Origin of the sequence: Amycolatopsis keratiniphila subsp. keratiniphila (assembly GCF_001620365.2) — a bacterium.
GTDB classification, from domain to species: domain Bacteria; phylum Actinomycetota; class Actinomycetes; order Mycobacteriales; family Pseudonocardiaceae; genus Amycolatopsis; species Amycolatopsis keratiniphila.
Genome location: NZ_LQMT02000014.1, coordinates 88,415 through 108,903 on the forward strand (window position 1 = coordinate 88,415; position 20,489 = coordinate 108,903).

General features: G+C 69.4%; 19 protein-coding genes and 1 pseudogene. 10 read left to right on the forward strand and 10 right to left on the reverse strand.

The annotated features are described in order from the left end of the window. Positions 1-18: 18 nt before the first annotated feature. Positions 19-330: a hypothetical protein gene (locus tag AVR91_RS15620; protein WP_038517696.1), complete on the reverse strand. Its 312-nt coding sequence runs from the start codon at positions 328-330 to the stop codon at positions 19-21. A 63-nt stretch (positions 331-393) separates the two neighbouring features. Beyond that, positions 394-1,860: an APC family permease gene (locus AVR91_RS15625; RefSeq protein WP_063271656.1), complete on the reverse strand. Its 1,467-nt coding sequence runs from the start codon at positions 1,858-1,860 to the stop codon at positions 394-396. 178 nt (positions 1,861-2,038) lie between these two features. Between AVR91_RS15625 and AVR91_RS15630 the strand changes: the two genes are divergently transcribed. Continuing rightward, complete coding sequence (locus AVR91_RS15630; RefSeq protein ID WP_063271657.1) at positions 2,039-2,680, forward strand: GOLPH3/VPS74 family protein; 642 nt, start codon at positions 2,039-2,041, stop codon at positions 2,678-2,680. Positions 2,681-2,800: 120 nt separating this feature from the next. Next, positions 2,801-3,652, forward strand: coding sequence for a chitosanase (locus tag AVR91_RS15635; protein WP_063271658.1), 852 nt, complete (start codon positions 2,801-2,803; stop codon positions 3,650-3,652). An 87-nt stretch (positions 3,653-3,739) separates the two neighbouring features. Here the strand turns inward: AVR91_RS15635 and AVR91_RS15640 are convergent, their stop codons facing one another. Genes AVR91_RS15640 through AVR91_RS15650 form a run of 3 tightly spaced genes read right to left on the reverse strand, consistent with a single transcriptional unit; the run spans position 3,740 to position 5,913 of the window. Beyond that, a complete protein-coding gene (locus AVR91_RS15640) occupies positions 3,740-4,732 on the reverse strand; it encodes a PHP domain-containing protein (protein WP_063271659.1) in 993 nt (330 codons plus the stop codon). Between the two features lie 18 nt (positions 4,733-4,750). Further along, entirely contained in the window at positions 4,751-5,254 is a 504-nt protein-coding gene (locus AVR91_RS15645) for a metallophosphoesterase family protein (protein WP_063271660.1), read from the reverse strand. Further along, a complete protein-coding gene (locus AVR91_RS15650) occupies positions 5,254-5,913 on the reverse strand; it encodes a GntR family transcriptional regulator (protein WP_016332125.1) in 660 nt (219 codons plus the stop codon). The genes AVR91_RS15645 and AVR91_RS15650 overlap by 1 nt, the downstream gene beginning before the upstream one ends. 35 nt (positions 5,914-5,948) lie before the next feature. Here AVR91_RS15650 and araD point away from each other — a divergent pair. The 4 genes and pseudogenes from araD to AVR91_RS15670 all read left to right on the forward strand — a co-directional run bounded on the left by araD (position 5,949) and on the right by AVR91_RS15670 (position 12,325). After that, positions 5,949-7,667: pseudogene (gene araD / locus AVR91_RS15655) on the forward strand (L-arabinonate dehydratase). Positions 7,668-7,817: 150 nt separating this feature from the next. Continuing rightward, positions 7,818-9,620 carry a VanW family protein gene (locus tag AVR91_RS15660; RefSeq protein ID WP_063271661.1) on the forward strand — a complete coding sequence of 601 codons (1,803 nt, stop codon included), beginning with the start codon at positions 7,818-7,820 and terminating at the stop codon, positions 9,618-9,620. Positions 9,621-9,757: 137 nt separating this feature from the next. Next, a complete protein-coding gene (locus AVR91_RS15665) occupies positions 9,758-10,969 on the forward strand; it encodes an MFS transporter (protein ID WP_063273822.1) in 1,212 nt (403 codons plus the stop codon). A 141-nt stretch (positions 10,970-11,110) separates the two neighbouring features. Continuing rightward, complete coding sequence (locus AVR91_RS15670) at positions 11,111-12,325, forward strand: GGDEF domain-containing protein (protein ID WP_228709217.1); 1,215 nt, start codon at positions 11,111-11,113, stop codon at positions 12,323-12,325. A gap of 80 nt (positions 12,326-12,405) precedes the next feature. On the opposite strand, the gene AVR91_RS15675 is transcribed toward AVR91_RS15670, so the two are convergent. Next, entirely contained in the window at positions 12,406-13,758 is a 1,353-nt protein-coding gene (locus AVR91_RS15675; RefSeq protein WP_037346739.1) for a TrpB-like pyridoxal phosphate-dependent enzyme, read from the reverse strand. A gap of 76 nt (positions 13,759-13,834) precedes the next feature. Between AVR91_RS15675 and AVR91_RS15680 the strand changes: the two genes are divergently transcribed. Genes AVR91_RS15680 through AVR91_RS15690 form a run of 3 tightly spaced genes read left to right on the forward strand, consistent with a single transcriptional unit; the run spans position 13,835 to position 16,249 of the window. Beyond that, positions 13,835-14,719, forward strand: coding sequence for an arginase family protein (locus AVR91_RS15680; protein ID WP_063272731.1), 885 nt, complete (start codon positions 13,835-13,837; stop codon positions 14,717-14,719). Beyond that, the gene (locus AVR91_RS15685) at positions 14,716-15,405 is read left to right on the forward strand and encodes a dienelactone hydrolase family protein (RefSeq protein WP_063272730.1); all 690 of its coding nucleotides are present in this window, start codon (positions 14,716-14,718) and stop codon (positions 15,403-15,405) included. Before AVR91_RS15680 ends, AVR91_RS15685 begins: the two co-directional genes overlap by 4 nt. 49 nt (positions 15,406-15,454) lie before the next feature. After that, entirely contained in the window at positions 15,455-16,249 is a 795-nt protein-coding gene (locus AVR91_RS15690; protein WP_037346726.1) for a PIG-L family deacetylase, read from the forward strand. Positions 16,250-16,320: 71 nt separating this feature from the next. Here AVR91_RS15690 and AVR91_RS15695 read toward each other — a convergent pair whose 3' ends face one another. Further along, complete coding sequence (locus AVR91_RS15695; RefSeq protein ID WP_063272729.1) at positions 16,321-16,719, reverse strand: RidA family protein; 399 nt, start codon at positions 16,717-16,719, stop codon at positions 16,321-16,323. Positions 16,720-16,776: 57 nt separating this feature from the next. Here AVR91_RS15695 and mtnA point away from each other — a divergent pair, with 57 nt between their 5' ends. After that, entirely contained in the window at positions 16,777-17,742 is a 966-nt protein-coding gene (mtnA, locus tag AVR91_RS15700) for an S-methyl-5-thioribose-1-phosphate isomerase (RefSeq protein WP_063272728.1), read from the forward strand. Here the strand turns inward: mtnA and AVR91_RS15705 are convergent. From AVR91_RS15705 to AVR91_RS15715, 3 genes are read right to left on the reverse strand one after another with little or no spacing between them, the layout of a single operon-like run. Then, the gene (locus AVR91_RS15705; protein WP_063272727.1) at positions 17,739-18,959 is read right to left on the reverse strand and encodes a GNAT family N-acetyltransferase; all 1,221 of its coding nucleotides are present in this window, start codon (positions 18,957-18,959) and stop codon (positions 17,739-17,741) included. The genes mtnA and AVR91_RS15705 overlap by 4 nt on opposite strands. 54 nt (positions 18,960-19,013) lie before the next feature. After that, a complete protein-coding gene (locus AVR91_RS15710; RefSeq protein ID WP_016332112.1) occupies positions 19,014-19,229 on the reverse strand; it encodes a ferredoxin in 216 nt (71 codons plus the stop codon). Between the two features lie 2 nt (positions 19,230-19,231). Further along, complete coding sequence (locus AVR91_RS15715) at positions 19,232-20,422, reverse strand: cytochrome P450 (RefSeq protein ID WP_016332111.1); 1,191 nt, start codon at positions 20,420-20,422, stop codon at positions 19,232-19,234. Between the last annotated feature and the right edge of the window lie 67 nt (positions 20,423-20,489).

Genomic DNA, 20,489 nt, shown 5'->3' on the forward strand with positions numbered 1-20,489 from the left:
GCGGGAAGAAGACGCCGATCAGCGCGGAGGTGCCCGCGCGGGCGCCTGGGGCACCGCACGGGTGATGACGACGGGTTCGCCCTGCTCAGGGACGTGGCCGGCGTCGGGAAGGTCGACGGTCTCCGCTTCGGCGGGAGCGTCGGCGAGGGGAACGGCCTGCCCGCCGTGGAAGGCGGGCAGCGGGTGGGTCGCGAAGACGGCGACGGGATCTTCCTTCGCGGCCCGGCCGTGCCCGTGGGGAACAGTCGGCGTGACGAAGGCGAAGACGAGCAAGATCAGCAGGAAGAAGACGGAACGGTGCCGTGCGGCGGGGGCACGGGTAGTCGTCATCTGCCCGCCACTTTACCATTCCTTTATAGACAAATCGACGAGGGGGCCGTCACGTTCGTCTATTTAGGACAGCTTGGTGGCGGCGAGCGCCTCTTCTTCGAGCGGCCCGCCGATGGCGGCGTACGTCTCGGGATCCTTCGTCCGCAACACTTCCGCGCGCAGGAAACCCGCCAGCGCGGCGACGAGCACGAGACCGGGCAGCCCCCAGCGCAACAGGAACGTCCCGGCCGGGCCGAGCAGCAGATCGAAGTTGAGCAGGATCAGCGCGAGGACGGCCGACAGCGCGAGGATCGCCAGCGACGGCGCGATCCAGCGGCGCCAGGCGTTTTCGGCGTCGCGGCGCCGTTTGAAAAAGCCGATCACCGAAAGCGAGACGGCGATCATGATCACCACGACCCCGGTGGACGCCGTCGTGCCGAGCCAGGTGAACAGTTCGGTCACCGGGTCGCGGCCGGCGATCGCGAAGAGCGACACGACCGCCAACGCGAGCGCGGTCTGCGTGAGCGAACCGGCCACCGGCGCGCCGGTACGTTTACTGGTCTTGGCCAGCGAGCGCGGCAGCAACCCTTCCCTGCCCAGCGCGAAGAAATACCGCGCGACGGCGTTGTGGAAGCTCAGCAGCGCCGCGCATTGGCCGGTCACGAACAGCGTGTACGCGACGTCGGAGAACGTGCCGCCGAGATGTTCGCCCGCCAGGTTGAACAGCAGATCCGGGCCCTGGGCGGCCGCGGTCGTCACGATGACGTCCGGCCCGGTGCCCACGGCCAATGCGAGCGACGAGACGACGTAGAGCACCGCGGTGAGCGCGATCGCGGCGAACGTCGCCCGGCCGACCGTGCGGCTGGGTTCCCTGGTCTCCTCGCCGTAGGTCGCCGCGCCTTCGAAGCCGATGAACGCGGCCGCCGAGAACGCGAACACCGCGCCCACGCCGGTGGTGAACAGGCTCGACGGCTCCAGCGGGACCCAGGAAACGCCGCCACCGGCCGGATTCGTGAACAACGCGATGTCGACGACCGCCACGACGGCCACCTCGAGGCACAGCGCCACCCCGAGCACCTTGGCGTTGAGATCGACCCGCAGGACACCGAGCGCGCCGACGACGAGCACCAGCACCAGCGCGCACAACCACCACGGCGGCGGGGATCCGGTGAGCGTGCCCAGCCACGTCGACACCGACCAGCCGAACAGGCCGTAGATGCTGATCTGGATGGCGTTGTAGGAGATCAGCGTGACGAAGGCGATCCCGGCGCCGGTGGATTTGCCGACGCCGTTGGCGACGTAGGGATAGAACGCGCCGGCGTTGGTGATGTAGCGGCTCATCGCCGCGTACCCGACGGCGAACAGTCCCAGGATCGGGGCGAGCAGAAGGAACGACAGCGGCACGCCGACATTGCCGGTGACCGCGTAGTTCGTCGGGACCCCGCCCGCGATGGCGAAGAGCGGACCCGCCGCGGCCACCACGAAGAACACGATCTGGGCGGCCCCGAGCCGCCGATGACCGAGACCGCGCCGCGGTCTTTGCCTACCCATGGACCCGTCCCCCCGGACGTCGGTCGTTCTTGATCTTGCGAGAGCCATCCCACCCTAGGGCCGGGCACCCCGGCGAGGTACGTCCGTTCAGGCTAAAAACGGACCTCGGGTCGCAGTGGTACGCGCGCTACCGCTACTTTGGCCGTCCCGCACTTCAACGCCGGAGGGCGTGCCATTCATGCGTCGGCTGACCTTGGTCGATTCCCTGTTCTTTCTCGCCCACGACGAGTTCACCGGAAAACCCGCGTTGCGCCGCACGGGACTCGGGATCGGAATGGCCGGCTCCGCACTCTGCGATCTCCTCCTCGCCGAGCGGATCACCGTGGAACGCAAGCGAATCCGCCCGCTGTCACGGCGCGGTCTCGCCCATCCGCCGCTCGACGGGGTGTTCTCGGAAATCCTGCGTGAACGCGAGCGGCACACCGTCCGGGAATGGGTCACGCATCTGCGGCACGACCTCGGGGAAACGGTCGCGGACAATCTGCTCGCCGCCGGGGTGATCGACCGCGAGACCGACCGGGTGCTCATGCGGAAGAAGCATCGGTACCCGCCGCGGGATCTGCTGATGTCGACGGCCGCGCGCAGCAAGGTGCGGGCGGCCGTCCTCGGCACCGAACAGCCGGATCCGCATTCGGTCTGCCTGGCGCTACTGGCCTGGACCATCGGGCTCGACGACTTCTGCGAACCGGAACTCGACCGGGCGGGCCTGCGCGCCTGGGTGGAGTCCACTCACCGGGAACTGCCGAAGGCGCTCGCCGAACTGATCTCGGGGGTCGACGCGGTGTGCGCCGCCGTCGTCTACACCGGCGACCGGCGGTAACGAAAATCTTCGACCGGCTCTCCCTCTTGCCGGAAACTGTCACCCGTGGTTATCGTGTGCCCACGCCGCAGCAACACCTGATGAGAAAATGACAATTCTCTATGGAAAGGGACACCTTTCATGAGTGACACCCTGCGGCCCGCGATGCGTCGTGCTCTCGGCGCGGTCTCCGTTCTCGCCCTCGCCGTTTCCGGCCCCGTCGCGATCTCTTCGCTCGCATCCGCGGCGCCCGTCCCGGCGTCGGCGTCGATCTTCGCTTCCGGTGGCGATCTCGCCTCGCCTGAGAAGAAGGAGATCGCGATGCAGATCGTCTCCAGCGCGGAAAACTCTTCCCTGGACTGGAAAGCGCAGTACTCCTACATCGAGGACATCGGCGACGGGCGCGGGTACACCGCCGGCATCATCGGGTTCTGTTCCGGCACCGGGGACATGCTGGAACTCGTCGAGCGCTACACGAACTCGGTCCCGGACAACCCGCTGGCGGAATACCTCCCGGCACTGCGCAAGGTCGACGGCACCGATTCGCACGAAGGACTCGGCAGCGGTTTCGAAAACGCATGGCGCGAGGCCGCCGGCCGCGAGGACTTCCAAGCCGCGCAGAACAGCGAACGGGACCGAGTCTATTTCGACCCGGCGGTGAATCAGGCGAAATCGGACGGTCTGGGCGCACTGGGACAATTCATCTATTACGACGCCATCGTGATGCACGGCCCGGGCACCAGCCAGGACAGCTTCGGCGGTATCCGCTCGGCCGCTCTTCAGCAGGCGAAGCCGCCCGCGCAGGGTGGTGACGAGACGGCGTACCTCAAGGCGTTCCTCGACGCGCGGCGCGTGGTCATGAAGCAGGAAGAGGCGCACGCGGACACCTCGCGGATCGACACCGCGCAGCTGATGTGGCTCAACGACGGCAACCTCGACCTGCACACCCCGCTGAAGTGGGCGGTCTACGGGGACCCGTACGAGATCGGCTAGCGCACGGCGACGCATGTCATGAAAGGGTCGTTCAGGACATCTTTCGTCCTGAACGACCCTTTCATGACACACACGAGGGGGGGTGAACTAACCCGCGAGCAGGTCCTCGGCGGTCCGCGTGTTGATCACCCGCTCCGGCTCGATCCCCAGTTCGTTGGCCCGCGCGCAGCCGAAGACCAGCCAGTCCAGCTGGCCGGGCGCGTGCGCGTCGCTGTCGATCGCGAAATCGCAGCCCAGGTCCACGGCCAGGTTCAGCAACCGCGTCGGCGGATCCCGGCGTTCGGGGCGCGAGTTGATCTCGACGGCGACGCCGTTGTCCCGGCACGCGGTGAACACCGCTTCGGCGTCGAACTCCGACTCGGGCCGTTTCCCGCGGCCGCCCATCACCAGCCGTCCGGTGCAATGCCCCAGCACGCGGACCCGCGGATGCTGCACCGCGGCGATCATCCGCGGCGTCATCTCCTTCGCGGGCATCCGCAGTTTCGAGTGGACACTCGCGACGACGAAGTCCAGCCGCTCCAGCAGTTCTTCCTCCTGGTCGAGCGTGCCGTCCAGGTGGATGTCGACCTCGATGCCGTGCAGGATCCGGAACGGCGCCATCGTCTCGTTCAGTTCCGCGACGACGTCCATCTGACGGCGCAGCCGCTCGGGCGAGAGCCCGTTCGCGACGGTCAGCCGCGGCGAGTGGTCGGTCAGCACCATCCATTCGTGGCCGAGCGCGCGGGCGGCCTCGGCCATCTCCTCGATCGGGCTGCCGCCGTCGGACCAGTCCGAATGGGTGTGGCAGTCGCCGCGCAGCGCCGCCCGCATCGCGCCGCCGTCGGGCAGTTTCGGCTCGCCGATCTTCTCGAAGTACGCGGGACGGCGCCCGGCGAGGACGTCTTCGACGACGGCCGCGGTCGCCTTGCCGATGTTCGGCAACGCGGTCAAGGTGCCCGCCGCGGCGCGTTTGCGCAGGTCGTCCGGCTCGATCTTGGCGATCACCGAGGCCGCCTGCCGGAATGCCCGCACCCGGTAGGTCGGCTCGCCCGCGCGCTCCAGCCGGAACGCGATCTCCCTCAACGCCTGCGCCGGTTCCATGCCTACCTGTCTACCCCGTCAGCGGCGAAGAGGCAGCTCATGCAGCGTGACGTCGCGCAATTCGCCGTCGCGGATCTCGGCGGTCTGATAGGTGCAGAACGGCTGCCGCCGCCGGTCGGTCGGCGAGCCGGGGTTCAGCAGCCGCAGCCCCTTCGGTGTGACGGTGTCCCAGGGGATGTGGCTGTGCCCGAACACGAGGACGTCGGTGTCCGGGAACTGGTCGTCACAGCGCCGTTCACGGCCCTGTTTGCCGCCGGTTTCGTGGATGACCGCCAACCGGACGCCGTCGAGGTCCGCCCGCGCGATCTCGGGAAGCCGCGCCCGCAGATCCGCGCCGTCGTTGTTGCCGTAGACTCCGACGAGCCGCTCACTCCGGGCTTCGAGTTCGTCCAGCAGGGTGACCTCGACCCAATCGCCGGCGTGGACGACGACGTCCGCCGCGTCGACCTCGCGCCAGACCTGATCCGGCAGCGCCTTCGCGCGCAGCGGCAGATGGGTGTCGGCGATGAGCAGCAGCCGCATCAAGCGTCTCCGATGGTCTCGAGGGTCCGCTCCAGGAAATCGCCGATATGGGCGCGCAGCAACCGGGCCGCGCCTTCGGCGTCGCCCTTCTTCGCCGCCGCCAGCACCGCCTTGTGCTCGTTCCATTCCTTGCGCCAGCTGGGATTCGTCTCCCAGCCGACCACGCTGATCAGCGCGGCGCGGTCCCTGAGGTCGTCCAGCATCGAGACCATCAGCGGATTGCCGCAGCCGCTGTACAGCGCCCGGTGGAACCGGCGGTTGAGCAGGCTGAGCGCGGCGTGATCCTTGTCCGAGAGCGCCGCCGACGCCTCTTTCAGCGCTTCCGCGGCGTCTTCGAGCAGGTCCGGGGAGCGGCGTTCGACCGACCGGCGCACGGCCTCGGGCTCCAGCACCATGCGGACGTCGTACACGGACTTCGCCAGCTCCGCGTCCACCACGCACACCGAAGCGCCCTTGTACGGGCTGAACGTCACGAGACCCGTGTTCGACAGCACCTTGAGCGCCTCGCGGACCGGCGTCTTCGAGACGCCGAGCCTGGCCGCGAGCTCGGCTTCGACCAGCGGCTGGCCGGGCTTCAACTCCCGGGTGAGGATGCCGCGGCGGATCTCGTCGAGCACCACTTCGGTCCGTGAAGCGGGCAGGCTGAAGGTCGAAGACATGGGCCGATCATATATGAGATGTCATACTCGCGGACATGAGGAACCCCGAGGAACTCCGGAGCCATCGCTGGTTCGGCGGCGGCGAGCTGCGCGGCTTCAGCCATCGTGCCCGCAGCAGGCAACTCGGCTACAACCCGGAGGAACACCTCGGGAAACCCGTCATCGCGATCCTCAACACCTGGAGCGACATCAACCCCTGCCACATGCATCTGCGCGAGCGGGCCGAATAGGTCAAACGCGGGGTGTGGCAGGCGGGCGGATTCCCGCTGGAGTTCCCGGTCGCGACGCTGTCCGAGACGTTCCAGAAGCCGACGCCGATGCTCTACCGCAACCTGCTTTCCCTGGAGACCGAAGAGATCCTGCGGTCCTATCCGATCGACGGCGCGGTGCTCATGGGCGGCTGCGACAAGACGACGCCGGCGTTGCTGATGGGCGCGACGAGCGCGGGACTGCCCGCGATCTTCGTACCCGCCGGGCCGATGCTGCGCGGGCACTGGCGGAACGAGGTGCTCGGCAGCGGCACCGACATGTGGAAGTACTGGGACGACAAGCGGGCCGGGTTGATCGGCGACGAGGAACTGTCCGAATTGGAGCGTGGGCTGGCCCGTTCCCCCGGAACCTGTATGACGATGGGGACCGCGTCCACGATGATGTCGGTCGCCGAAGTACTCGGGCTGACCTTGCCCGGCGCCGCGTCGATCCCCGCCGTCGATTCGGCGCACCACCGGATGGCCGCGGCGAGCGGCGCGCGTGCCGTCGAGATGGTGTGGGAGGACCTCACCATCACGAAGATCCTCGACGAGCGCGCGTACGCCGACGCGATCACCACCGTGCTGGCGCTCGGCGGCTCCACCAACGCCGTCATCCATCTGATCGCGATGGCCGGACGCGGGCGGATCCCGTTGTCCGTCGACGATTTCGACGCGATCGCGCGCCGGGTCCCGGTGCTGGCGAACATCCGGCCCGGCGGCGACTGGCTGATGGAAGACTTCTACTACGCCGGCGGGCTTCCCGGCCTGCTTTCCCGGCTGACCGACCTGCTGCATACCGATCGGGTGACGGTGACCGGCCGGACACTCGGCGAGAACCTGGCTTCGGCGCGGGTGCACGACGACGACGTCATCCGCACGCGCGACAACCCTGTCGCCACCGAAGGAGGAGTCGCGGTGCTGCGCGGGAATCTCGCGCCGTCCGGGGCGGTGATCAAGCACATCGCCGCCGAGCCCCGGTTGCTCGTCCACACTGGACCCGCGGTGGTCTTCGACGACTACCGGGACTTGAAGAAGCGCATCAACGACCCCTCGCTCGGCATCACCGAGGACTCGGTGCTGGTGCTGCGCGGATCCGGCCCGCTCGGCGGCCCGGGAATGCCCGAGTACGGGATGCTGCCGCTGCCGGATCACCTGCTGGCCAAGGGCGTCCGTGACATGGTCCGCGTTTCCGACGCGCGGATGAGCGGCACCAGTTACGGCGCGTGCGTGCTGCACGTCGCGCCGGAATCCCATGTGGGCGGGCCGCTCGCGCTGGTCCGCGACGGCGATCCGATCACTTTGGACGTACCTTCGCGACGACTGAGCCTCGACGTCGATGATGCGGAATTGCAACGTCGCCGGGCGGAGTGGACCACGCCCGCCCCGCGGTACGAACGGGGTTACGGCGCGTTGTACGCCGAACACATCACGCAAGCCGACGAGGGCTGTGACTTCGACTTTCTCGCCAGAGTGGGCGAAAACCCGGAACCTGACGCCCAGTGACCACCCGACGGAGTGACCCGATCACCCAACCGGGCGAGTTGCAGGCTCACAAAACGCGCCCCGTATCTTGAACGTACGTCCGGAACGTGTGGAAGGCCCGGACGTTCGATCACGAAGCCCGGCGCTCGCCGGACCGTGGAGGGTGGAGAGTTGCCGCAGGAACCGCGCTGGCCCGAGTCCCACGCTGAGCAGACGGACATTCTCCCGGTCGTCACGCCCGGGTTCGCGGAGTCTGCCACGCCGCAGGAGCCCACGCCACCGAAGCGCCGTCGCAGCTACCGCAAGGCCGCCTTCATCGGCGGCGGCGTGTTCGGCCTGCTGGTCGTCGCGTACGCCCTCGACGTGCTGGTCTCCCAGGGCAGCGTCCCCCGCGGCGTCACCGTCGCCGGGGTCGACGTCGGCGGGATGGACCGCACGGCGGCCGAGAAGGAGCTCCGTGGCGGTATCGAGCCGCGGCTGACCCGGCCGGTGAAGGTCGTCGCGGGCGACGCCGAGGAGTCGCTGGCGCCGAACAACGCCGGCCTGCGCCTCGACTGGCCCGCCACCCTGGACCAGGCGGGCGACCAGCCACTGAACCCGTTCACGCGGATCGCGTCGTTCTTCTCGACCACCGAGGTCGGTGTCGTCACGCAGACCGACGACGCCAAGCTCACCGGCGCGCTGGAGAACCTGCGCGACAAGGTCGACCGCGACCCCGTCGAGGGCACCGTGCGCTTCGAGGAGGCCAAGCCGATCGCGGTCGAGCCGAAGACCGGGCAGAAGCTCGACCTCGAAGCCGCCAAGAAGACCATCCTGGAGCGCTGGGCCAGTGGCGAACCGCTGACGCTCCCGGTCACCCAGACCCCGGTGAAGGTCTCGGCGGAGGCCGTCCACGCCGCCCTCGAGCAGATCGCGAAGCCCGCCGTGGCGGCGCCGATGGTCGTCAAGGGCGAGGGCAAGGACGCGGTCGTCAAACCCGAGCAGATCGCGGCCGCGCTGACCTTCGAGCCCGTCGACGGCGGCGTGCTGAACCCGAAGGTGGACAACAACAAGATCATCGAGGCCGCGGGCCCGCAGCTGAAGTCCACCGAAAAGGAGGGCAAGGACGCGCAGATCGTCTTCGAAGGCGGCAAGCCGACCGTCCAGCCCTCCGAGGACGCCAACGTCGTCGACTGGGAGCCGAGCCTCAAGCCGGTGCTCGACGTGCTCAAGCGCGCCGCGCCGCGTGAGCTGCCGGTCACCTACAAGAAGACCCCGGCCAAGGTGACCACCGAGCAGGCGAACCAGCTCGGCATCAAGGAGGTCGTCAGCGAGTTCAAGACCGGCGGGTTCGCGCCGGACTCGGGGACGAACATCCGGGTCGTGGCGCAGAAGGTCAACGGCGCCATCGTGAAGCCGAACGAGACGTTCAGCCTCAACGGGTTCACCGGGCCGCGCGGCGCCGCGCAGGGCTACGTCGAGGCGGGTGTCATCAAGGACGGCGCGCCCGGCCGCGAGGTCGGCGGCGGGATCTCGCAGTTCGCGACCACGCTGTACAACGCTTCGTACTTCGCCGGCATGAAGGACACCGAGCACAAGGAACACAGCTACTACATCAGCCGCTACCCGGCCGCGCGCGAGGCGACCGTGTTCCAGAACCACAACGGCGGCAGCGTGATCGACCTGAAGTTCACCAACGACACGGACACCGGTGTCGCGATCCAGACCATCTGGACGCCGTCGGACATCACGATCCGGCTGTGGGGCACCAAGAAGTACACCGTCGAATCGATCCCGGGCGGCCGCACCAACCCGTCCGAGCCGCCGACGAAACCCGGCCCCGCCGAGAACTGCAAGCCCAGCAACGGCGCGCCCGGCTTCACCACGTCGGACACCCGGGTCATCAAGGACGCCTCGACCGGCCGCGAGATCCGGCGCCACACCCGGAACGTGCACTACAACCCGCAGCCGAAGATCACCTGCGGCACTGAGTAGCTCCTAGCGCGTGAAGGCCTCCTTCCCTCGGCTGAGCCGAGGGAAGGAGGCCTTCACGCGCTTCGAGGGTTCACCACCCGCGCCCGGAGCGGTACGCTGAGTGACTCACTCGACCGGGGCGGGGGGGTGGTCACCTCGTGGACTCCAAGGCGACCTTCCGGCAGATCCTCGCGGTCGGTGAACTGCGCGCGATCTGGTTCGCGGAACTCCAATCCATCCTCGGCGACCAGGTGGCCAGGGTCGCCCTGTCGGTGCTGGTGTTCCAGCGGACCGGTTCGGCGACGTGGCCCGCGCTGACGTACGCGCTCACGTACCTCCCCGATCTGATCGGCGGGCCGTTGCTCGGCGGGTTGGCCGACCGGTACCCGCGCCGCGCGGTGATGGTCTGCTCCGACGTCGTCCGCGCGCTCCTGGTCGCGGTGCTCGCCGTCCCCGGTATCCCGTTGCCCGTGCTCGCCGCCGTGCTGGTGGTGGTGCAGCTGGCCAACGCTCCGTTCACCGCCGCGCAGGCCGCGGTCCTCCCGTCGGTGCTCAGCGGGGATTCCTACGTGCTCGGCCAGTCCCTGCTGAAGATCACCAACCAGATCGGTCAGCTGGCCGGTTTCGCCTTGGGCGGCGTGGTGATCGCCGCGATCGGGCCGGGACGCGGGCTGGCGCTGGACGCGGTGACGTTCGCGGTCTCGGCCATCGTCGTGCGGCTGGGGGTCCGCGCGCGGCCGGCTTCGGGAGCGAGCGGACCGGCGACGTCGACCCTGCGGCGGCTTTCGGCGGGCGCCAGGACGATCTGGCGTGATCGCCGGTTGCGCGCGCTGGTCGGCCTGGCGTGGCTGGCGGGTTTCGTGATCGTGCCGGAAGGGCTCGCCGTGCCCTACGCCGCGGAGATCGGCGGCGGGGCGGTGACCGCGGGGCTGCTGCTCGCGGCGCATCCCGCGGGGATCGTGCTCGGGGTGTTCGTGCTGGGCCGCCTCGTGCGGCCCGAGCTCCGGTTGCGCCTGGTCGGCGCGCTGGCGCTCGGTGCGATCGTGCCGCTCGCGGCGTTCTGGTTCCGGCCTTCGCTACCCTACGCCGCCGGACTCCTCGTGCTGTCCGGGATGTGCGCGGCCTACCAGGTCACCGCGAGCACCACGTTCATGCGGCTGGTACCCGACACCGAACGAGGCCAGGCCTTCGGCCTCGCCGGGTCGGGGCTCATCGCCGTGCAGGGAATCGGGCTGATCGCCGGCGGCCTGCTCGTCGGCGTGCTCGGTTCACCGGCGACGACGGTCTCGGTCATCGCACTCGCCGGTCTCGTAGTGGCTGTTCCGGCCACCCGGGCTTGGCGCCACGTGGCCCCACCGCACCCCCTTTAGACCGGAACCCGGTACTCACCAGTTCTGCCCGCGCATAGGGCTCACCCCCTCCGCTTTCCCGCTCCCGGTCACGCGTGGTGCACCCACGCCTACCCATACAGCGTAGTGACACCTAGTATCCAACCGATTACGTTCGTCTCCGTGGCGCTAACGAATTGGGCGCTGTGGCGGCTACCCAACCGTGGTTTGATCGGCTTCGTCCTCCTGGTGGACGTCGCGGCGATCGCCGGATCCGCCTGGTCATTTCTCCGCGTCCCGTTCACCGAGGGCGACGGGCTGCCCTTCGCGATCCTGATCCTCAGCTCCGTGCTGTACACGGAATTGTCGCGTCCGGTGGAGCGGGTCCGGGAGCGGTTCGCCGGCACGCCGCACATCTCACTCGACAGCGTGTGGACCTTCGCCGCCGTACTGCTGGTGCACCCGGCGCTCGCGGCGCTGGTCATCGCCGTGTCGTTCTTCTACCGCTGGTTCCGCGGGCAGCCGAACCCGTTGTTCCGGCGGATGTTCTCCGCCTCCGCGACGGTGCTCTCGGGATTCGCCGCGGCCGCATTCCTCGCCCGGTACGCGGAGCCGTTCGACGTGCTCCCCCGCGACGCCTCCTCGTTCGGTTCGGTGGTCGCGGCGGGCGGGGTGTTCCTGCTGGTCAACACCGTGCTGATGACGATCGCGGTGTACTACGGCACCCCGCACGAGCGGCTGCGGGACGCGCTGGCGAAGCCGTTCGAGTACGCGCTCGAAGCGGCGACGATCGCGCTCGGCGTCATCGTCGCGTGGGCGCTGCGGGACTGGCCGGTGGTGCTGCTGCTGGTCGTCGGGATCACGCTGGTGCTGCATCGCGGGGTCCTGCTGCGGCAGCTGAAACGGCAGGCGCGCAGCGACGCCAAGACCGGGCTGCTCAACGCGAAGGCGTGGTGTGAGGCCGCGACCGACGAACTCGACCGCGCGCGGCGCGCGGGGCGGCACACGAGCCTGCTGATGGTCGACGTCGACCGATTCAAACTGATCAACGACCGGCACGGGCATCTGGTCGGCGACCGGTATCTGGCGGCGATCGCGGAAACGCTGCGGACCGAGGTGCGCGGCACGGATCTGGTCGGGCGCTTCGGTGGCGAGGAGTTCGTCGTCCTGCTGCCCGGCACGCCCGCCGTGCACGCCCACGCGATCGCGGAGCGGATCCGGTCGAGCGTGGCGTCGCGCGCCGGTGACCTTCCCGAGCACGTCACGGTGTCGATCGGGCTCGCCGACCGGCCGGGGGTCGCCGATCTGGACACGGTGCTCGCCGTCGCGGACCGGGCGCTCTACGAGGCGAAGAACACCGGGCGGAACCGGACTTCGGGCTATCAGGTGACCGGCTGACCCGCCCACCGCGTGCTATGAACGGGCCGTTCCTTGCAAATTTTGCAAGGAACGGCCCGTTCATAGCAACCGACTTGGGGCTACGGGAGGCCGGCGAGGGACTTCTCGAGGGCCTCATCCGGCAGCGCGTGATCCGAGATGTTCCCCGCCAGGTACGCGCCGTACGCCGGAAGGTCGAGGTGCGCGTGCCCGCACAACGCGGTCAGGATCACCTTCTCCTCCCCGGTTTCCTTGCACCGCAAAGCTTCCTGGATACACGCGGCGAGCGCGTGCGTCGGCTCGGGCGCGGGGATGATGCCCTCCGTACGGGCGAACCGCACACCGGCGGCGAAGCAGTCCTCCTGCCCGATGGCGATCGCGTCGATCAGCCCGAGTTCGTAGATATGCGAGATCAGCGGTGACATCCCGTGATAGCGCAGGCCACCGGCGTGGATGGGGTCGGGGATGAAGTCGTGACCGAGCGTGTGCATCTTCAGCAGCGGTGTCAGCCCGGCGGTGTCCCCGAAGTCGTACGCGTACTTCCCGCGGGTGAGCGTCGGGCAGGCGGCCGGTTCGACCGCGCGGATCACCGGATCCATCCGCCCGGCGAGTTTCTCGCGCAGGAACGGGAAGGCGAGCCCGCCGAAGTTGGACCCGCCGCCGGTGCAGCCGACGAGGACGTCCGGGGTGTCCCCGGCCAGCTCGAACTGCTTGAGCGCCTCTTCACCGATGATCGTCTGGTGCAGCAGCACATGGTTGAGCACGCTGCCCAGCGCGTAGCGGGTGTTCTCCGCCTGCGCCGCCTGCTCGACCGCCTCGCTGATCGCGATACCGAGGCTCCCGGTCGAGTCCGGATCGGCGGCCAGGATCGCGCGGCCGGATTCGGTCAGCTCGGACGGGCTCGGGTGCACCTTCGCGCCGAAGGTCTCCATCATCAGCTTGCGATACGGCTTCTGGTCGTAGGAGGCGCGGACCTGCCACACCTCGCATTCGAGCCCGAAGGTGGCGGAGGCGAACGCGAGCGCGCTCCCCCACTGCCCGGCGCCGGTCTCGGTGGTCAGCCTGGTGACACCCTCCGCCGCGTTGTAGAACGCCTGCGGCACGGCGGTGTTGGGCTTGTGCGAGCCGACCGGGCTGACACCCTCGTACTTGTAGTAGATACGCGCGGGGGTGCCGAGCGCCTTCTCCAGCCGCCGCGCCCGGAACAGCGGCGACGGACGCCAGAGCCGGTAGACGTCCAGGACCTCTTCCGGGATGTCGATGTACCGCTCGGTGCTGACCTCCTGGGCGATGAGCGCCTGCGGGAACAGCGGCGCGAGATCGTCCGGGCCGACCGGCTCGCGGGTGCCGGGATGCAAGGGCGGTGGCGGCGGCTCCGGCAGATCCGGGACGACGTTGTACCACCGGGTCGGCATGTCCGCTTCGTCGAGGATGTACTTGGTCCGCTCCGCCATGGGGCCTCCTCCGTCCGTCCCATCAACCTAAAGGGACGGACGGCGCGGCACCAGACATCGCTACTACGGTGTGACCATGGGGAATCTCGTACTGCTCGACGCGCCGTCCAACCTCGGGCTGCGGCCGCCCGCCGAAGGTGTGGTCCCGGGCTGCTACAAGGCGCCGGGCGCGCTGCGTGACCACGGCCTGCTCACCCGGTTGGGGGCGGCTGACGGCGGCGTCGTCACCCCGCCGCGGTATCTGCCCGACTGGTCACCCGGGAGCGGTGTGCGGAACGCGGCCGGGATCGCGGCCTACACCGCGGCCCTCGCCGGACGGCTCGCGAAGATCCGCGCGGACGGCGGCTTCCCGGTGGTGCTCGGCGGCGACTGCTCGATCGCGCTCGCCGCGATGCTGACGCTGCGTCGCGAAGGCCGCTACGGCATCGTCTACTTCGACGGACACGACGACTTCCGGCATCTCGGCAATTCCGAATACGTCGCCAACGTGGGTGGTGAAGCCCTCGCCGTCGTCACCGGCAGGGGCCAACCGGAACTGGCCGATGTGGACGGTCTGAAGCCCTACGTCCGCGACGAAGACGTTCTCGTGCTCGGCGTTCGCGCGGAGGAATCCGCCGAGGCACGGGACGCCGGGCTCCGGGTCGTGACCAGCCAGGAGATCATGGCGTCCGGCACCGACGGCGCGCTCGCCGCCGCCCGGGAGATTTTCGCGCCACTGGACGGTTTCTGGATCCACATCGACATCGACACGCTCGACCCGGAATATGTGTCCGCTGTGGACAGTCCCGATCCGGGTGGGCTCAGCCCGGACAGGCTCGTCGAGCTGCTCCGCGGCCTGCTCGTGATCCCCGGCGCCGCCGGGCTGGAGCTGACCATCTTCGATCCCGACCTCGACCCCGACGGCACGCAGGCCGCCCTCGTGACGGATTGCCTCGTGCGCGCACTGGAAGGACCCCGATGACCAAGGTGATCGTCGCCGACGGCTCGTTCGACGCCCCGCTCTGGCTGCCCGAATCCGGCTCCGGCCCCGGCCTGGTGCTGATCCAGGAGATCTTCGGCCTCGACGACTACCTCAAGTCGGTCGCCGCGGACCTGGCCGCCCTCGGCTACGTCGTCGCGGTGCCCGAACTGTTCTGGCGGATCTCGCCCGGCTGGTCGGCCACGCACGACGAAGCCGGGGTCTCGGCGTCGATGGCCGTCGCCGGCCAGTTGGACCCGGCGAGCGCCGTCACCGACGTGCTCGCCACTCTGGCGACGCTGCGCGCGCTGCCCGAAACCGACGGCCGCGCGGGCGTCTTCGGCTTCTGCCTCGGCGGCTCGATGGCCTACGCGGCCGCCGCCGAAGGCGACCCGGACGTCGCGGTCTCGTACTACGGCTCGCGCGTACCCGAGCAGCTTCCGCTGCTGGACGAGATCACCTGCCCGATCCAGTTCCAGTTCGGGGGCGCGGATCCGTACATCCCCGTCGAAGGCGTGCGCCGCCTCGCCGACGCGGTCGCCGCCCACGACGGGGCGGAGATCCACATCCACGAGGGCGCGGGGCACGCGTTCCACAACCACGTGGCGCCGATGTTCCATCAGCCGGAGCCCGCCGCGGCGGCCTGGGCGCTGACACTGGAGTTCCTGGGGCGGACCTTCCCGGCCTGAGGCGGCCGAGCGCCGGAATATGTCGGTGCCTCCCGGTAGTTTCCCCACCATGGCCACATTGGTGAGTTTTCACGCCCACCCCGACGACGAGTGCATCGTCGCGGGTGGCGTCATGCGCAAGGCCTTCGAGGAAGGTCACCGTGTCGTGCTCGTCGTCGCGACCAGGGGGGAGGTCGGCGAGGTGCCGGACGGTTTCCTCGACGACGGAGAGGAGTTGTGGCAGCGCCGCGTCCAGGAGACGCACGCCTCCGCCGAGGTCCTGGGGGCCAAGCGCGTGGAGTTCCTGGGGTACACCGATTCCGGCATGATGGGCGAGCCGCGCAACGACGTGCCCGGCACGTTCTGGCAGGCCGACGTCGAGGAGGCCGCGCAGCGGCTGGCCGCGATCCTGCGCGAGGAGCAGGCCGACGTCCTGACCGTCTACGACGACAACGGCGGCTACGGGCATCCGGACCACATCCAGGTGCACCGCGTCGGGATGCGCGCGGCCGAGCTGGCGGGCACGCCGCGGGTCTACGAGGCGACGAGCAACAGTGACGAGATGCGCCGCGGTATGGAGGAAGCGGTGCGGACCGGGCAGATGAAGGCCGAGGACCTTCCCGATTTCGAAGACGGTTCCGAGTTCGGCAAGCCGGAAGCGATCCTGACGGCGAGGGTCGACGTCACCGCGTACCTACCGGCCAAGCGGGCCGCCATGCGCGCGCACGCCAGCCAGATCAGCGAGGACTCGTTCTTCCTGGCGATGCCCGACGAGGCTTTCGCGCAGGCGTTCGGCGTCGAGTGGTTCATCCGTGCCGGGCAGGGTCCGGGCATCACGGAGACCGACATCATGGCCGGTCTCTGACCGATGGCGGCGACGGCGTCGTGAGTGGGGATTCGGGCTAGAACCCGAAACGCCACTCACGACCCACCAGATCAGGCCGTGGCGGCGGTGACGTCGAGTTCGACGAGCTGCCCGGGGTAGCCGAGCTGCGCGACGCCGAGCAGGGTGCTCGCGGTGGTGAAGGCCTCCCCGATCGCCGACTCGACGAACCGGTCCCACACGGCCGAGAGCACGTCCGCGTCCGGCGTGACCACGTAGATCACCGTGCGCACGACGTCCGCCGGGGTCGCCTTGGCGAAGGCGAGCGCGGCGGCGGTGTTCGCGACGACCTGGTCGACCTGGGCGAGCACGTCGCCTTCGACGACCTTGCCGTCTTCGGTGAGCGGGCACTGGCCGGCGAGGTGGACGTCTCTGCGGCCTTCGACGATGGTCACGTGGTGGTAGGTGGGTGTGGGGTGCAGACCGGGCGGATGGTGGCGTTCAATGGTCACGGGCCGCATCCTCACCGAGGCGGTCGCGACGGGACAACCGGATTTCACGGGGGAGCCATGCGCAGGACGATCGACTGGACCGGTGACGCGGTCACGATCATCGACCAGACCGTCCTTCCCGCCGAGTACCGCGTGCTCGAACTGCGCACGGTCGGCGAACTCGTCGCCGCCATCCAGCGGCTGGCGGTACGCGGGGCTCCGGCGCTCGGCGCGGCGGGGGCGCTCGGCGTCGTGCTCGCCACCCGGGCGCAAGGCGACGTCGAGGCCGATGCGGGTCGCGTCGCCCAGGCCCGGCCGACAGCGGTCAACCTGAGCTGGGGCGTTTCCCGCGCCCTCGCGAAACTCCCGGAGGGGCCGGAAGCCGTTCTCGCCGAAGCGCTGGCGATCCTCGACGAGGACGAGCGGATCAACCACGAGGCCTCCCGGCTGGCGGCCGACGTGGTGATCGAGCACTGCGGGCGGCGACCGTTGAAGCTGCTGAGCCACTGCAACGCCGGCCACCTCGCGACGGTCGCCTGGGGCAGCGCGCTCGGCGTCGTCTGGCATCTCCAGGCCCGCGGCCTGGTCGAGTCCGTGCTGGTCGACGAGACCCGGCCGCTGCTGCAGGGTGCCCGCCTGACCGCGTGGGAACTGGCCGAAGCCGGTGTCCCGTACCGGATCCAGCCCGACGGAGCGGCCGCCGCGGCGATGAGCCGCGGCCTGGTCGACTGCGTCCTCGTCGGCGCCGACCGGATCGCCGCCAACGGCGACGTCGCCAACAAGATCGGCACCTACGGCCTGGCGATCGCGGCGAAGCACCACGGGATCCCGTTCGTGGTCGTCGCCCCTTCGTCCACTGTGGACAGTTCGATGCCGGACGGCGCCGGGATCGTGATCGAGGAACGCGATCCCGGCGAGGTCCTGGCCTTCGGGGGCACGAAGGTCGCGCCCGAAGGCGCGGAAGTGTTCAACCCGGCCTTCGACGTGACGCCGCACGAGCTGATCACCGCGGTGGTGACCGAGCACGGAATCCTGAAGCCCTAGAAGGATTCCAGGCAGGACGGCTCGCGGTCGGCGGCGAACGCGGCCGTCGCGCGCGAGACCGCGCCGGCGGTCCGCTCCTTGATGCGGCCCGCCGCGGCCAGGGTGCTCGGCCTGGTCCCGCCGAGGAAGATGGCGCCGAGGTCGGTGACGTCCAGTTCGAGATCCGGTGCGTCCTCCACCCGCGTCACCTCCGCGTCGCCGTCGGCGCCCGCGACGAGCCGCCAGTTCCCGGTGTTCCACGGGCAGAAGGCGTCGCGGACGCCGAACACCAGGTCCACCGGGGCGTTGTAGTGCCGGGTGACCAGGGCCCGATCGACGTCGACGAGCCGCAGCCACAGGGAGTCGCCACCGGACCGGGTCATGGCGCGCGGGTTGGCGAGCAGATGGACGAGCGGTTCGTCGAGGGCGGCCAGCACCTCCACCGTGACGACGAGGTCGTAGTCGAGCAGGAAGCGGTACAGCGTCGCGTACGCCTCCGGCGTGGTCGCGACCAGCTCCTGCACGCTCAGGATTCCCCGCGGGCCCTCTTCGTTCCAGTCGTTCTTCACCCGGTAGATCACATAGCCGTCGGGCAGGACGGCGAACCTGAACGCGGTCGCGCCGTTCCTCCGCCGCTCCGGGTCGTCGAGGTTGAACTCCCACGTCGCCCCTGGCCGGTCCAGTGCGCCGACCCGTTGGGGCGCTTCCTTTTCGTAGATCGCCTTGATCAGCGGGATCGCCTGCTCGCGGCCGACTTCGCGCACGCGCTCGGCTTCGAGTTCGACACCGGGCCGGAACGCGGACTTCGCGCGGATCTTCGCGCGGTAGAACTGTGCCGCGAGCCCGTATCCGAAGCGGGGGTAGATGACGGCTTCGGACGCCCACAACGCGGCGATCGGTTCGGCGCCGTCGTCGTGCAGGCCGTGCAACTGCGCCCGCATGACCCGGGTGAGCGCGCCCCGCCGCCGATGCCCCGGAGCGACGCCGACCGACGTGATCCCCGCGAACGGCGTCGGTCCCGCGCCGGGAACGGTGATCTTCCGAGTGAGGATCTCCCCCATCCCGATCAGCTCGTCACCTTCGAAGACGCCGTGCGAACGCTCGGGTTCGAACACCAGCCCTTCGCGGTGTTGGAAGCTTTCCGAAGGATCGGCGAGGAAAGCCCGCGCCAGCATGTCCGAGAGTGCGGGCAGGTCGTCGGTGGTCAGGGTGCGGAGGGTCAAGCCGTCGTCGCTCACCCTGTTCGTACTACGCCCCTTCACCGACGACCGCCACGCATTAAAGGGCGGCGTTCAGGGCCTCGGCCCGATCACCTCTCCCTTTTCCGTCACCTCGATGGCCATGGCGGGGCAGGAATCCGCCGCGTCGAGCACCGTCTCGTCCGGATCCACCTCCCCCTTGACCACCGTCGCCACGGCGCCTTCGAGTTCGAAGACCTCCGGCATCAGCGCCGCGCACATCCCCGAGCCGATGCACGTATTGCCATCGACCTCGACTTTCCAGCTCATGCTCACCATCCGATCGGCATGGAGCGGGGGCCCCGCACCAGCATCTGGGTCTTCCACACGATATCGCCGTCGAGGTGCAGCCCGGGGAGATCCCGCAGGAGCGCCTTCAAGGCCTCCTGCAGTTCGAGCCTGGCCAGCGGGGCGCCGAGGCAGTGGTGCACGCCGTGCCCGAAACCGAGGTGGGGATTGGCCTCCCTGCCGAATTCGAGGGTTTCCGCCGAGGTGAACTGGAGCCCGTCCCGGTTGGCGGCGCCGATCGCGACCATCACCGGCTCGCCCTCCTTCACCAGCACGTCACCCACTTGGATGTCTTCGGTGGCGTAGCGGGCGAACCCGGCTCCGGCACCCAACGGGACGAACCGCAGCAGTTCCTCCACCGCGGCCGGGATCAGGTCCAAGTCGGCGCGCAGGCGGGCGAGCTGCTCCGGCTGTTCGAGCAGGGCGTAGACGAAGTTGGGGATCTGGCTGGCGGTGGTCTCGTGCCCGGCGATCAGGATGCCGATGCACATGTCGACCAGTTCCAGCTCGCTCAGCCGGTCGCGGACGTCGCGCGCCTCGATCAGCGCGGTCATCAGATCGTCCTGCGGTTCGGCGCGGTGCTGCTCGACGAGCACGTGCATGTACGCCCGCAGCTCGTCCTGGTTGGCCATCATCTCTTCGGTGGTCAGCGGGCTGGTCGACAGCGCGGCATCGCTCCACACGCGGAACTTCGGCCGGTCCTCGACGGGGACGCCGAGCAGTTCGCAGATCACCGCGACCGGGATCGGCAGCGCGTAGTCCTCGACCAGGTCCGCGGGCTGTCCCTTGGCCTTCATGTCTTCGATGAGGCCGGCCGCCAGCTCGGCGACGCGCGGGCGCAGAAGCTCGACGCGGCGCATGGTGAACGCCTTCGCGACCAGCGTGCGCAGGCGGGTGTGATCCGGCGGGTCCATGCTCAGGATCCCGCCGGGCCGCCTGCCGGGCGCCATCCGCGGCTCGTCCTTCTCCGCCGCCATCGCCCGGGAGAACCGCCGGTCGCCCAGTACGAACCGGGCGTCGGCGTACCGGGTGGCGAGCCAGGCGGGCTCACCGTGCGGGAGCCGGACGCGGAGCATGCCCTTGGTGGCGCGGGCCGCCGCGTACGCCTCGTTGAGTTCGAGGCCGGCGTCCTCGTTGAAGGGATAGGCGACGAATTCGGTGTCTGTGGTGGTCATTTGTCCGGAAACCCCCCGGCTCGGCGGTTTGTAAGCAACTGCTTACAACGCTATCCATGATCACGCT

Bases quoted from the DNA above. Each gene is read 5' to 3' on its own strand.
- AVR91_RS15620 (WP_038517696.1), bottom strand. From the start codon at position 330: ATGACGACTACCCGTGCCCCCGCCGCACGGCACCGTTCCGTCTTCTTC.
- AVR91_RS15625 (WP_063271656.1), bottom strand. From the start codon at position 1,860: ATGGGTAGGCAAAGACCGCGGCGCGGTCTCGGTCATCGGCGGCTCGGG.
- AVR91_RS15630 (WP_063271657.1), top strand. From the start codon at position 2,039: ATGCGTCGGCTGACCTTGGTCGATTCCCTGTTCTTTCTCGCCCACGAC.
- AVR91_RS15635 (WP_063271658.1), top strand. From the start codon at position 2,801: ATGAGTGACACCCTGCGGCCCGCGATGCGTCGTGCTCTCGGCGCGGTC.
- AVR91_RS15640 (WP_063271659.1), bottom strand. From the start codon at position 4,732: ATGGAACCGGCGCAGGCGTTGAGGGAGATCGCGTTCCGGCTGGAGCGC.
- AVR91_RS15645 (WP_063271660.1), bottom strand. From the start codon at position 5,254: ATGCGGCTGCTGCTCATCGCCGACACCCATCTGCCGCTGCGCGCGAAG.
- AVR91_RS15650 (WP_016332125.1), bottom strand. From the start codon at position 5,913: ATGTCTTCGACCTTCAGCCTGCCCGCTTCACGGACCGAAGTGGTGCTC.
- AVR91_RS15675 (WP_037346739.1), bottom strand. From the start codon at position 13,758: ATGGCGGAGCGGACCAAGTACATCCTCGACGAAGCGGACATGCCGACC.
- AVR91_RS15680 (WP_063272731.1), top strand. From the start codon at position 13,835: ATGGGGAATCTCGTACTGCTCGACGCGCCGTCCAACCTCGGGCTGCGG.
- AVR91_RS15685 (WP_063272730.1), top strand. From the start codon at position 14,716: ATGACCAAGGTGATCGTCGCCGACGGCTCGTTCGACGCCCCGCTCTGG.
- AVR91_RS15690 (WP_037346726.1), top strand. From the start codon at position 15,455: ATGGCCACATTGGTGAGTTTTCACGCCCACCCCGACGACGAGTGCATC.
- mtnA (WP_063272728.1), top strand. From the start codon at position 16,777: ATGCGCAGGACGATCGACTGGACCGGTGACGCGGTCACGATCATCGAC.
- AVR91_RS15710 (WP_016332112.1), bottom strand. From the start codon at position 19,229: ATGAGCTGGAAAGTCGAGGTCGATGGCAATACGTGCATCGGCTCGGGG.
- AVR91_RS15715 (WP_016332111.1), bottom strand. From the start codon at position 20,422: ATGACCACCACAGACACCGAATTCGTCGCCTATCCCTTCAACGAGGAC.